The 13084-nt window shown below is 62.6% G+C and carries 10 protein-coding genes; 2 read left to right on the top strand and 8 right to left on the bottom strand.

From position 1 onward, the window contains the following. Nucleotides 1-8 precede the first annotated feature (8 nt). On the bottom strand, nt 9-2366 hold the full coding sequence (locus ACODR6_RS15570) for an EAL domain-containing protein (RefSeq protein ID WP_130277838.1): 2358 nt from the start codon (nt 2364-2366) through the stop codon (nt 9-11). Nucleotides 2367-2558: 192 nt separating this feature from the next. Then, entirely contained in the window at nt 2559-3167 is a 609-nt protein-coding gene (locus ACODR6_RS15565; protein WP_112719325.1) for a 50S ribosomal protein L25/general stress protein Ctc, read from the bottom strand. A gap of 316 nt (nt 3168-3483) precedes the next feature. On the opposite strand from ACODR6_RS15565, the gene ACODR6_RS15560 reads away from it, so the two are divergent. Together ACODR6_RS15560 and ACODR6_RS15555 are read left to right on the top strand one after the other, a co-directional pair. Continuing rightward, a complete protein-coding gene (locus tag ACODR6_RS15560; RefSeq protein WP_489022861.1) occupies nt 3484-5580 on the top strand; it encodes a putative bifunctional diguanylate cyclase/phosphodiesterase in 2097 nt (698 codons plus the stop codon). 95 nt (nt 5581-5675) lie between these two features. Continuing rightward, complete coding sequence (locus tag ACODR6_RS15555) at nt 5676-7271, top strand: hypothetical protein (protein ID WP_489022860.1); 1596 nt, start codon at nt 5676-5678, stop codon at nt 7269-7271. 53 nt (nt 7272-7324) lie between these two features. Here the strand turns inward: ACODR6_RS15555 and ACODR6_RS15550 are convergent, their stop codons facing one another. From ACODR6_RS15550 to ACODR6_RS15525, 6 genes are all read right to left on the bottom strand, one after another. Further along, nucleotides 7325-7831 carry a Kazal-type serine protease inhibitor family protein gene (locus tag ACODR6_RS15550; protein WP_354541077.1) on the bottom strand — a complete coding sequence of 169 codons (507 nt, stop codon included), beginning with the start codon at nt 7829-7831 and terminating at the stop codon, nt 7325-7327. Nucleotides 7832-7955: 124 nt separating this feature from the next. Beyond that, nucleotides 7956-8888, bottom strand: coding sequence for a ribose-phosphate pyrophosphokinase (locus ACODR6_RS15545; RefSeq protein WP_130277841.1), 933 nt, complete (start codon nt 8886-8888; stop codon nt 7956-7958). A 105-nt stretch (nt 8889-8993) separates the two neighbouring features. Continuing rightward, on the bottom strand, nt 8994-9833 hold the full coding sequence (locus ACODR6_RS15540; RefSeq protein ID WP_489022859.1) for a hypothetical protein: 840 nt from the start codon (nt 9831-9833) through the stop codon (nt 8994-8996). Between the two features lie 94 nt (nt 9834-9927). Then, nucleotides 9928-11079, bottom strand: a complete 1152-nt coding sequence (locus ACODR6_RS15535) for a M24 family metallopeptidase (RefSeq protein ID WP_489022858.1) — start codon at nt 11077-11079, stop codon at nt 9928-9930. A gap of 4 nt (nt 11080-11083) precedes the next feature. Continuing rightward, a complete protein-coding gene (pgeF, locus tag ACODR6_RS15530) occupies nt 11084-11878 on the bottom strand; it encodes a peptidoglycan editing factor PgeF (RefSeq protein ID WP_489022857.1) in 795 nt (264 codons plus the stop codon). Nucleotides 11879-11978: 100 nt separating this feature from the next. After that, nucleotides 11979-13079 (bottom strand): class I SAM-dependent methyltransferase, encoded by a 1101-nt coding sequence (locus tag ACODR6_RS15525; protein WP_449098802.1) that lies wholly within the window; start codon nt 13077-13079, stop codon nt 11979-11981. Nucleotides 13080-13084 lie beyond the last annotated feature (5 nt).

Raw genomic sequence — 13084 nt, 5'->3', positions numbered from 1 at the left:
TCGTTGGCTTATGAGGCACGCGCCACAAAGGGGATCACACCGCTCAGTTTCTCGATCAGCTGCGCCGCTGTCTGGGGCCTGTGGAAGAGATAGCCCTGTCCATAGTCCAGCCCCATCTGCTGCAGCGTGCGGCATTCCTCTTCGGTCTCGATACCTTCGGCAATCACAGTGCAGTTCATCTTGTGCGACAGCGTGGTGATCGCCTCGATCAGCATGCGGCTCTTGTGGCCGACATTGTCGTTGGCGTCGTTGATCGCGCGGGTGAACGACTGGTCGATCTTGATGATATCAACCGGGAAGCGATTGAGGTAGCTCAAAGACGAGTAGCCTGTGCCGAAATCGTCGAGCGCGATGCGGCAGCCGAAGCGGCGCAGCTCCGTCACGATCATGCGGATCTGCGGATTGTCGTGCATCAGCACGGCTTCGGTGATTTCGACGACGATGCGTTCCGGGCGGATGCCATGGCGGCCGAGCAGGCCGGCGAGCCGCGAGGGGAGGGCTGCCTCGAACTGCAACGGCGAGAAGTTGATCGCCAGATAGGTGTCCTGCATGCCCGAGATGCGGGAGATGCGGGCGAGATTGGCGATTGCCTTTTCCATGATGACATTGCCGACGCGGACGATCTTGGCGGTCTCTTCGGCAACGTTGATGATCTCGGCAGGGGGCATCAGGCCCTTCTGCGGGTGGTTGAGGCGCATCAGCGCTTCGAAGCCGGCGATGTTGCCATGCGTCAGGCCGACGATCGGTTGCAGATAGGCTTCGAACCAGTCTTCGGCGAGGCCTGCCTCGATGCAGCTTTCGATCTCGGCGCGGCCGCGGGCCTTGTCGAGCATGCTGGCATCGAACAGGCGGGCGCCATTCTTGCCGTCGCGTTTCTTGGCATACATGGCCATGTCGGACTTCTGCAGCAGCTCGGAGGCATTGGCGGCGTGGCGCGGATAGATGGCGACGCCGACGCTGGCGCTGAGATGCAGGTCGGGGCCGAAGGGCGTGTCGAAGATGGTGGCGATCTGGTCGCACATGGCGCGCGCCCGCTTTTCGGCATCGGCGGCCGGCAGCAGGATGGCAAATTCGTCACCGCCGAGGCGGGCGGCCTCATCGGACGGCGCCAGATGGGTCTTGAAACGGTCGACCAGTTCGCGCAGCGCACGGTCGCCCTCGGCATGGCCCATATTGTCGTTGATCCACTTGAAGCGGTCGAGGTCGACGAAGAGGCAGGCAAGTTCCTGGCCTGCTGCATCGGCTTCGGCAATCTTGCGGTCGAGCACGGCTTCGAAGCCCTGGCGGTTCAGGAGGCCTGTCAGGTGATCGGTGATCGCCTGGCGGTGATTGCGGTCTTCGGAGGCCTTGAGCTCGGTCACGTCGGTCATGACGGAAAGCGACAGCTTGTCGGTGCCGCCGGTGGCGGCGTTGGATTCCAGCACCAGCACGTCGATGACGCGGCCGTCGGCGCATCTGAACTTGACGGTGACGTCGAGCGCGCCTTCCTCGGCGGTGTTGCGGCGCGACAGGAAGATCTCGCGGGTATCGGCTGTCACGAGCTCGGCGAACTTGCGGCCGACGGCGTCGGTGCGGCTGTAACCGGTGGCGACCAGCCAGTAGTCGCTGACGGCGGTGATGCGGTCTTCCTCGTCGAGCGAGAAGAGCATGGCGGGCGTCAGGTCGTAGATATCGGTGGCGCGGCGGTGGGCGAGCTTCAGCTCCTTTTCCTCGCGCTCCAGCTTGGTCTGCATGTCGTTGAAGCTGCTGGCGAGACGGCCCATCTCGTCGCCCGACTGCCAGTCGACATGGTGGCGCGAGCCGAGTTGGCTGGTGGCTTCGATCGCGGCGATCAGGCGCATCAGCGGCTGGATGACAAAGATGCGGTTGCCGATCAGGGCGCTGCCGAAGACGGCGAGCACGGCGAAAAGGAAGATCGAGATGAAGACCACTTCCTCGTGCTTCAGACCGGCGAAAAGGCCGAGCTTCGGATAGTAGACCGAGATGCTGCCGAGGTTCTTCGGGCCATCGACATTGTTGTAGATGATGGCGCGCGAGACCTGCTCGAGCTCGCCGGTGAAGGACTTCGGAATGGTGCTCTGGGTGACGTCGAGCTGGCCGGACTGGTCGCGGACCTCGACCTTGACGATGGCGCCCTGGGAAACGATCGTCGCGGAAATCTGCGTGACGCTGTCTTCGTCGAGATCCCAAAGCGGCTTGGCGAGCGCCTGCGAATTGGCGACCAGCAACACGGAAATATGGTCGCGGATTTCCTTGTCGGCGCGTTCGGAGGAGAGGAAAAGGAAAAGCACGAAGAGTGGGGCTACAAATACAAGTAGCGCGCCGCAAACGATCGCAAAAAACCTGTTTTCAACGGAATTATTCATTGTTCCGTTTTCTCCCGGGCCGCTTCTTCTTCGGCCGTCTCTTCTAATATACGGCGGTATGGCAATAACTTTGGGGAGAATGCTTCCATGAATTTGTTAAAGCTTGCTGAAACGGTTGTAGCCAGCAAATGAAAAGGCCCGCCTTCCGGGTGGAAAGCGGGCCTTATGCTTTACAAATTGATAGGAAGCTTATCAGGCTTCAGCGTCGCCTTCTTCGGCGGCTTCTTCGACGCCAGCTGCCGGAGCAACGATGGTGGCGATCGTGAAGTCACGGTCGATAACCGTGGTAACGCCCTTCGGCAGGGTCACTTCCGAGATGTGGATGCTGTCGCCGATCTTCTTGCCGCTCAGGTCGACATTGAAGAATTCCGGGATCGCGTTTGCCGGGCAGTGAACTTCGACTTCGTGACGAACGATGTTGAGAACGCCACCGATCTTGAGACCCTGGGACTTCTCTTCGTTGATGAAGTGAACCGGGATCTCGACGGTAACCTGCGTGTTGCCGGAAACGCGGAGGAAGTCCACGTGCATCGTGAAGTCACGAACCGGGTCGAGCTGGTAGTCCTTCGGGAGAACCTGGTACTTCTTGCCGCCGACGTCGATCGTGGCAACCGTGGTCATGAAACCGCCGGCATGGATACGCTTCGTCACCTCGTTGGTGTTGAGCGTAATAGAAATCGGGGCCTGCTTGTCACCGTAGATGACAGCGGGAATCAAACCGTTGCGGCGAAGTTCACGGGCGGACCCCTTACCAACCCGTTCGCGCGCCTCGGCCTTGAGCTCGTAAGTGTCGTGGCTCATGGCATTTCCTTTCGAGGTTATATGGAGAGTTCAAATCCGGCATCTGCCGGGCAGGAACTGGAGGTGCCTTTCGGCGGCCTCATCCGCATTGCCTCCAAGGGTGTCTGTGCGGACGCGTGCGCTATAGTCTATGTGCGGCGGAAACGCAAGCTGGGCAGGGCACAGAAGCCTCTTGCCCTTGTAGTTGTGGCTTTCTTTGGCGTGGTTGTAAAATCTGACGTTTGTTTAACCAAGGAATCGCATTCCATAAGCCAATTAATGAATCCTACCATGCGAATATCTATAGGTGATCACGGTTTCAATCTCGGTCACTTCCATGTTGCGTATCATTTCCTGCATCACAGTCGAACATAGCCTGCCGCATCTCGTCTTTGCGACGGTGATCTGCCTGCTGGGCTCAGTGCTGACGATGCGGCTTTTCAGCCGGGTACGCCGGACCGAGGGATTGCAGAAGTATAACTGGCTGTTCCTCTCGGGCTTCGTTGGCGGCTCGACGATCTGGACCACGCATTTCGTCGCCATGCTGGGCTATCAGTCGCCGGCGACCAACGGCTATGAGCCGGAACTGACCCTGCTGTCGCTGTTTATCGGTATTGCCGCCAGCGTTATCGGCTTTTCGATCGCGGCGCTGACGCCGAAGAGCGCGCTCATCGAAGCGGGCGGCGCGATCGTCGGTCTCGGCATCGCCTGCATGCATTATGTCGGGATCGCCGGTTACAAGGTTGCCGGCCACATGGTCTGGAGCGAGCCCTATGTCGTGGCGTCGCTGATTGCGGCGGCGATCTTCGGTGCGATCGCCACCAATCGCGTCGCCCGGCCGGTCACCCGTTTCTGCAAGCATGGTTCGGCGCTGGCGCTGATCCTGGCGATCGTGCTGACGCATTTCACCGGCATGGCCGGGCTGACGATCGTTCCCGACAGCGCCATCCCGGTTACCGGCGAGCTGATCTCGGTCGGCATCATGACCGGCCTGGTTCTCGCCGTCATGGTGGTCATCCTGGCGCTTGGTGCCTCCACCTATGTCATCGACCTGCAGACCAGCCAGGCGGCCGTCGAGCGTTACCGTCACCTGTCGCTGCATGATCCGCTGACCAACCTGCCGAACCGTGCGGCCTTCAACGAGCATGTCACGGCGCTGACCAAGCGCCCGAAGGACATGACGGCGAATATTGCGGTGTTGTCCTTCGATCTCGACCGCTTCAAGGAAATCAACGACGTTCACGGCCATGCGGCCGGCGATGCCGTCTTGCGCGCGGTTGCGGACCGGCTGATGCATCTGAGCAATGACATGCTGTTCGTGGCCCGCGTCGGCGGCGACGAATTCGTGGCGGTCATGAGCAAGTATTTCATCCGCGCCGATGCCACCGCGCTGGCACAGCGGATCATCGATGTCATCGCCGAACCGGTTTCCTGGGAGGGGCAGACGCTTTCCGTCGGCACCAGCATCGGCATCTCCACTTTCCCGGGGCAGGCGGGTACGATCGATGATCTCCTGTCGCAGGCCGATATCGCCATGTACCGGGCGAAATCGACCTCGAGCAACAGCATCTGCTTCTACGATGCATCGATGGACCAGATCTCGCGCGAGCGGAATGCGCTGGCGATGGAAATGCGCGATGGCCTGAAGCGCGGCGAGTTCGAGCTCTTCTATCAACAGCAGAACGATACGATGACGCGCGAAGTCGTCGGCTTCGAGGTGCTGCTGCGCTGGAAGCATCCGGTGCGCGGCTATATTCCGCCGATGGAATTCATTCCGATCGCCGAGCGCAACGGCTTCATTCTGGAGCTCGGCGAATGGGTGCTGCGCAGCGCGTGCGCCGAGGCTGCGACCTGGACCAACCCGCTCCGGATCGCCGTCAACGTCGCGCCGCAGCAGCTGAGCGACCACCGCCTGCCGCAGATCGTCCATGAAATCCTGCTGCAGACCGGTCTGCCGGCATCGCGGCTGGAGATCGAGATCACCGAATCCGGCATTATCGCCGACCACCAGCATGCGCTGCACGCGATCCGCCGCCTGAAGGCGCTCGGCATCAAGGTTGCAATGGACGATTATGGCACAGGCTATTCGTCGCTTTCGACGCTGCAGAGCTTCCCGTTCGACAAGATCAAGATCGACCGGGCCTTCGTCGATGGCGTCGTGACCAACAAGCAGTCGGCGGCGATCGTCCGCTCGACGCTGATCCTGGCGGCAAGTCTCGACATTCCGGTTCTTGCCGAAGGCGTCGAGAACGAAGATCACATCGACTTCCTGCGCCGGGAAGGGTGCCTGCAGGTGCAGGGCTTCCTGTTCGGCGAGCCGGTGCCGCGCGCCGGCATCGAGACCATCGTCGGCGCCGAAGCGCCCGCCAAGGTCGCGGAACCTCAGCCTGAGGTTGTTGTTGTGGATGACATCAAGCCCGCAGCGGCCGCCTGAGCAGAAAATATCAACCCGCAGATGAGGCTGGCTTGACATCTTGCCTGCGGCAATCTCACATGCGCGCCTTCATGCGGCAACCGGAGTTTATCGAGATGCGTCACAAGCTTATCACGGCGACGAGCGCCATTGTTCTGGCTTTGGCTACGGGGGCGTCGGCGGCGGATATCAGCCAGGACGGCGCCAATGCGATCCGTGACAATCTGAACCATCTCCTGCCCGGCGATATCGCCAAGAAGCAGCCTGTGACCGTCAAGCCGGCAGGCTCGCGCTACGAGATCACCTATGATTTCGCCAAGCTCCTGGACAAGGTCAAGAAGCAGGATTTCGAGATCAAGGGGCTGACGCCGTTCACGATGTTCGCGACGCCGCAGGACAGCGGCCTGTGGAACCTGGAAGGCAACAACAACTTCAACGTCACCGGCCATTTCAAGGGTCCGGACGACAAGCGCTCGGATTTCACCTATTCGATCGCCCAGATGGATTTCACTTCCGTCTTCGATCCGGCGATCAGCTACCTGCGCTCGGGTGATTTCAGCGCCAAGGATCTGAAGTTCAGCTCCACGACCGATACGGAATCCGTCAACGCCAGCTTCGCCGACATGGTCTACAAGCTGAGCTCCGCCGACAGCGCGATGGCCGGCCGCCTGGACTTTGCCGCCAATGGCCGGTTCGGCACCTTCGCGCAGCAGGTGAGCAGCAAGGATATGCCGCCGATCCAGTTTTCGGCCGACAGCCTGGATTTCAACGCCAAGGTCAATGGCATCGCTGCCAAGGACCTGAAGGAGACGGTGCTCTTCGTTCTCGATCACGCCGATCAGAAGGAACTGAGCAAGGAGAGCGAAACCAAACTCAAGGAGATGCTCGGCAAGGCCTTCCCGCTGCTGACCTCGCTTGAGGAAACGATCACGCTCAACAATCTCGCCGTCACCAGCGCCGTCGGCAGCGGTGGCGCGAAGTCCTTCGGCTACCACTTTACGGTCGATGGCCCGAGCAATGCGACGCGCATCGGCGTCGCCATGGATGCGGCCGACGTCAAGCTCGACAGCGCGCTGATCCCGCCCGGCTACACGGCCTTCCTGCCGCAGGCGCTCGATATCCAGTTCGGCGTTCCCGGCATGGATTTCGCAGCCTTCGGCGACGAGTTCATGAAGGTCGATTTCAGCAAGGCTGCGGGTGACACCGAGAAGGCCGGCCAGCAGGCCGCCGAGAAGCTGTTCCCGGATGGCATCCTGAAGGTCGATTTCCCGAAGATCAGCGCCAAGTCGGGCGTCTATGACGTCGAGATGTCCGGCGAGCTCGAGGGCCGCGTCGATACGCAGAAGGATTACAAGCTGCACGCCTCGATCGTGGCGCGCGACTATGACAAGACCATCGCGGCAGTTCAGGAACTGGCAAAGACCAACCCGGATCTCAACCAGGCCTCCTTCGGCCTGATGATGATCAAGGGCTTTGCCAAGCCGGATGCGGATGGCGCCCAGCGCTGGGATGTCGATGTCGCGAGCGACGGCTCCGTCAGCGTCAACGGCCAGCAGATCAAGGGACCGGATGCGCCGGCGGCTGACGAAGGCGCTGCGCCTTCCGACGAAGCGGCTCCCGGAGACGACGCTGCTCCTTCCGATGACGCGGCACCGTCTGACGAGACGGCGCCTTCGGATGAGGCAACGCCCTCCGAAGAGACCAAGCCCTGATCAAACAAAAGGCCCGCTTCAGAGCGGGCCTTTCTTCTTTCAGATCGGATGACTTACCGGCGGCACTCGCCGCCGCCGATGATGCGGAAGCCGGCATTGCCTGCCTCGCAGGCGTTCGGGAAGGTCTGCTGCTGGCGGCCGCGTTCGCCGCAGACCGGACGGTATTCGCGTGTGCAGATGCCGCCGGGACGCTCGGGGCGATCCGGCCGGTCGGGCCTGCCGGGGCCACCCGGGCCGCCTGGGCCGCCGGGCCAATCGGGACGTCCGGGGCGATCGGGCTCCGGACGCGGGAAGGGCGGGGGCTCGCGGCGGCATTCGCCGCGGCCGACGATCCTGAAGCCGCTGTTGCGGGCCTGGCAGGCATTGCCGAAGGTCTGGGTGCGGCCGCCGCGCTCACCGCAGACGGGCGCATATTCCATGGTGCACATCTGAGGCTCGGGCGGGCGCGGACGCGGTGGCGGCCGTGAATAGCCCTGATCGACCTCGACGGTGCAGGCCGCCAATAGCGGAATGAGCGCCACCAGCGCCAGCCGCTTGCCAGTCTTCAGATGATTTCGGATTTTCGTCAAAACTGCTCCCCCGTGCGAAAACAAATCACAACGGGGCGAAACTAGCCGAAACGGCAAAAGCGATGAAGCCGCAAAATGCAACTTCACCGCTTCAGCTTGATTGGGAATGGAACCGTCAGTCGAAGAGGCTCGAAACCGACTCTTCCTGGCTGGTGCGATTGATGGCTTCGCCGATCAGGTTGGCGGTCGTGATGACGCGGATATTGTGGGCCGACTGCACAGCCGTCGTCGGCTGGATGGAGTCGGTGATCACGAGTTCGCGCAGCTTCGACGAGGTGATGCGGGTGACCGCACCGCCCGAGAGGACGCCGTGGGTGATATAGGCCGTGACGCTGGCGGCACCCTGAGCGAGCAGGGCATCGGCGGCATTGCAGAGCGTGCCGCCGGAATCGACGATATCGTCGATCAGGATGCAATCCTTGCCTTCGACTTCGCCGATAATGTTCATGACTTCGGATTCGCCAGGGCGGTCGCGGCGCTTGTCCACGATCGCCAGCAGACAGTCGAGGCGCTTTGCCAGCGCGCGGGCGCGCACGACGCCGCCGACGTCAGGCGAGACGACGGTGACGTTGCTGGTGTCGTAATTGGCCTTGATGTCGCGCGTCAGGACCGGAACCGCATAGAGGTTGTCGGTCGGGATATCGAAGAAGCCCTGGATCTGGCCGGCATGCAGGTCGAGCGTCAGAACGCGATCGGCGCCGGCTTCGGTGATCAGGTTGGCGACGAGCTTTGCCGAGATCGGTGTGCGGCCGGAGGCGCGGCGATCCTGGCGGGCGTAGCCGAAATAGGGAAGGACGGCCGTGATGCGGCGTGCCGAGGACCGGCGCATCGCGTCGATCATGATCAGCAATTCCATCAGGTGGTCGTTCGTCGGGAAGGACGTCGACTGGACGAGGAAGACGTCCTCACCGCGGACGTTCTCCTGAACTTCGACGAAGATTTCCTGGTCGGCAAATCTTCTTACGCTGGCCTTGCCCAAGGACACATTGAGATAGGTGCAGATCGCTTCGGCGAGATGCCGGTTCGAATTGCCTGCGAAAACCTTCATTTTGGCCCGCCTATTGTCTGCTGATAGCCGCGCTTTTTAGCCAGCTTGCTTCTGAATGCAAGCGTAAAGGCGACACAGGGCTTGATATTTGTAAAAACCTTGTTGCTAACCGCCCTGCGATCGGCGCCAGGCGTTGAATTCGGCGATGGTTTTGGTGCCGATCTGCTGCATGACCGAGGCCGGGACGCCGGCCCAGGGGTCCTGAGCGGCGGAGGGAACCTTCTCCTCGCCCTGAATGCGGTGCAGGCGGCCGCCGCTGCTGTCGAGCACATCCCAGACATAGGTCACCGTCACATTGCCTTCGTCGGTGAAGGCGGAGAGATAGCCCTTCAGAATATAGTCGCTGCTGTTGTCGGTGGAGCTCTTGATCGACAGGCCGTGCGAACGGGCCTCGGAGCCGAGCTGGCGCGAGAGCGGCGTGACGGCCTGAACAGGTGCGCCGATGATCGGCAGGAAGCGCACGGTATTGCCGCGGGTCGAGCCCGACTCCACCGGATCGATGGCGGCGACCTGTTGTGCTTCTTGCTGTTGCGGCTGCTGTTGCTGACGATGCGGCGGTGGCGCCTGATCGCCCATATCCTGTTCTTCGGCCTCGGCATTGGAGAGCGGCTCGCTCTCGACGGCCTCTGGCGCGCGATAGGCCTGCGGCCGCGCCGACATTGCGTCGGCCTGCGCCTGCATCGTGGTCGGCGGTGCGCCGGGGCCGGGGCGGTAGGCCTGGTTATAGGCGGGGTGGTAGCCTTCCTGCGGCTCGGCGGCAAAGGCCTGGCGGGATTGCGATCCGGCCATGCGCTCGACTTCGCGCTGGGTGACCGGCGAAGAGCGCGGCGGCATCGAGGAATCGCCGATATCGACGAGCGGCGTCATCGCATCGGTCGTGTTGCAGGCGGCGAGCAGGCTGGCGAGGCATGCAAGAAGTGCTGGCGCAGTCAACGATCGCGTCATCCTTCCAGCTTTCCTTCCGTCATTTGCATCAGCCCCGCCCAGGTTTATGCGGGCGGGGATGGTCTTGTGTCAATTCCGGATTCTTGCCGGTCTCTCAGGCGCTAAGGAAGTCCAGCGAGTGACGCGACAGGGTGCGCGGACCCTCTGTTGTCGTCAGGTAGGTCTGGCCGAGCGTCATGGCGGTTCCGCTGTCGGAATCGGCGATGATCATGTGGACGAAGAGCGACATGTTCGGCTCGATCGGCTGCGGATTGCCGACATGGAACATCTGGTGCTCCATCCAGGACGGCGAGAAGCGGGCGCCGAGCGAGTAGCCGCAGGCGTTCAGGCGGTGGCGGGCAAGGCCGCGCTCGTCCATGATTTTGGCATGCATGTCGAAGACATCGCCGAAGGTATGGCCAGGCTTCAGCACGGTCTCGATCGCCTGCAGGTTTTCCAGGCAGGCGCTGTAGAGCTCGCGGTGGCGGTGCGTCGGCTCGCCGACGACGATCGTGCGCATCATCGCCACGTGATAGTGGGCGTAGGTGCCCGCCCATTCGATCGTCAGCTGATCGTTGGCATCGAGCTTGCGGCGGCCTGCCTTGTAGCGGCAGAGGAGGGCGTCGGCGCCTGAGCCGATGATGTATTCATTGGCCGGATAGTCGCCGCCGCCGCTAAAGACGGCGCCCTGCATCGCGGCCAGAATGTCGGCTTCGTCGGCGCCTGGCTTGGTGAGGCGGATTGCCTGGTCGAGCGCATCGTCTGCGAGCGCGGCGGCACGTTCCACATAGGCGACTTCGGCCGGGCTCTTGATCAGGCGCAGGCGGCTGACGAGGTAGGAGGCGTCGCTGATCTGGCCGAAGCTCGCAAGCTGGGCATCGAGCAGGCGGGCGACGCGGCCGGTCATGCCGTGCGTGTCGTATTCGACGCCGATGCGGGCGCCGAGCAGGTCCATCTCGACCAGCAGGTTCTTGAGGTCGAGCGTCGGGTCGGCGTTGACGCGGTCGACCCAGACATGGACGTTTTCGAGGATCGAGGTGTGCTTGGCCTGGCGAAGATCGGCCGAGCGGGTGATCAGCGCCATCGTGCCATCAGCCTTGACGACCAGCGTCTGGAAAAAGCAGTAGCCGAAGGTGTCGTAGCCGGTCAGCCAGTACATGCTTTCCTGCGCGAAGATGAGGAGGGCGTCGAGCTTCTCCTCGCGCATCTGGTCGGTGACGCGGGCGAGGCGGCTTGCGAATTCGCTCCGTTCGAAGTGCAGTGCCATTGTCTCAAATCTCCCTGATGCTTATCGCTGAAATCTGGCGGCCGTAATCCGGCTCGTTGTTGTGGGTGGTGCGGCGGTATGAGAAGAAGCGCTCGCTATCCGGATAGGTGCAGAGCCCGACGCTCTCGGCGCGAACGCCTGCCTTCGTCAACCGAGCGACGGTGAGGCCCGGAAGATCGAACATCGAATGTCCGGGCTTTTCTGACGGTATAAAATACTGCGCGTAGGCAGCATCCTGTGTGACAAAGCGCTCGACGAATTCCGCGCCGACTTCGTAGCTCGCCTGACTGATCGATGGTCCCAGGCAGGCGACGATCGCCTCGCGCCTTGCGCCCAGTTTCTCCATGGCGATGATCGTGTTTTCGAGCACGCCTGTCAGCGCGCCCTTCCAGCCGGCATGGGCGGCGCCGATGACCCTGTTTTCCGGGTCGGCAAACAGGATCGGTCCGCAATCGGCGGCAAGCACGCCGAGCACGATGCCGGGTGTGGCGGTGACGAGCGCATCGGCCTGCGGGCGGTCGCCGTCGTAGTCGCCATCGACGGTGACGGCATCGGGCGAATGGATCTGGTGGACGGTCGCCAGCTTTTCGAGCGGTTGGCCGAACCAGGCGGCGACCCGCCTGCGGTTCTCGTTGACGCGGTCTCGGTCGTCGTTCGAGCCGAGGCCGACATTGAGGCCGCGATAGAGGCCTTCCGAGACGCCGCCTTCGCGGGTGAAGTAGCCATGACGGATCGCGTCGCCCGCCGCCTGTTGCAGCAGCGCGCTTTCGATCGGTGCGGGTGAAGCCGCGTTTTGCATCAGTGATTCCGGGGTGTTTAGAACGGGTTCATTGTTCACCGGATCGTCCGGTGAAGCATTGTTGATTGCGCCGGATGTTGGCGCAGGGCGGCGCGCTCTGTCAATCCACCGGACGGAACGGCATGAGATCGACGGCGGGATAGGAGACCGCCATCGCCTTGAAAAGCTCGCCCATCCGGCCCTCGCCGGAGCCGGCAAGGCGGTCCACGGCGCTCTGGATGATCTGCTGCGTGCGCGGTTCGCGGTCACGGCCGAGTGCTGCCGCGCGGTCGAGAATGCCGAGGCCGACGAGGAGGTCGCCCTGATGCAGCGCGCCGTTCAGATGCAGTCCGGCGCCGACGGCGGTGCGGGCAAGGTGCTCGAAATCCACGTGGCTCGTCAGGTCGGCCTCACCGGGATTGGCGAGCGGCGGATCGAATTCGTGCATGCGCACGGCCTGCAGCGTATCGCCGAAGCCGCTGACGAGGTGGCCGTAGTCGATCGCAAGCGCGGTGCCGCCGAAAGCCTTGAGACGCTCGCAGATGGCGAGCATCACCGACTGGCGCGCGGGCGAAAATTCGAAAAGCGTACCCGCCGGCATCGACTGGGCGCCATCCGGGAGGAGGGCGGGGTCGATGGTGGCGACACCCGCCGCGAAGACAAGCTCGTCGTCCGCGCCGAGGCCGACCATGCGCTCGCGAAAGCCGGTCTGCGTCTTGACGAACTGGCGGATCGGGATGGCGTCGAAAAGCTCGTTGGCCGCGATCAGCGTGAAACCGGGCGGTACTTCGTCAAAGTCATTGTGCCAGGCGATCTTGCCTTCATGGGCTTCCAGCGTCTGGCTCTGGACGTCGCGCAGGCGCTCGCTGGTCTCGACCAAGTGCACGCTCATGTTCTCGAAGAGCGGCGGCGCCAGGCGGGCGATGACGCGCAGCATGTCCGACATCATCGTGCCGCGGCCGGGGCCGATCTCGACGAGGCGGACACCAGCCGGTGTGCCGTGCTGCTGCCAGGCGTGGACGATGAAGACGCCGATCATCTCACCGAAGAGCTGGCTGACCTCGGGGGCAGTGACGAAATCGCCGGAGCGGCCGAAGGGCTCGCGGACACGGTAATAGCCGTGTTCGGGATCGGCGAGGCACAGCGAGAAGTAATCGGTCACGCTGATCGGGCCGTTCGCCTGGATGATCGCCTTGATCTTTTCACCGAGTGCGGTGGTCATGGTGG

Source organism: Rhizobium sp. FG96 (assembly GCF_057808655.1).
The sequence above is the reverse complement of the archived record's forward strand: the minus strand, read 5'-3'. Positions and strand labels throughout refer to the sequence as shown.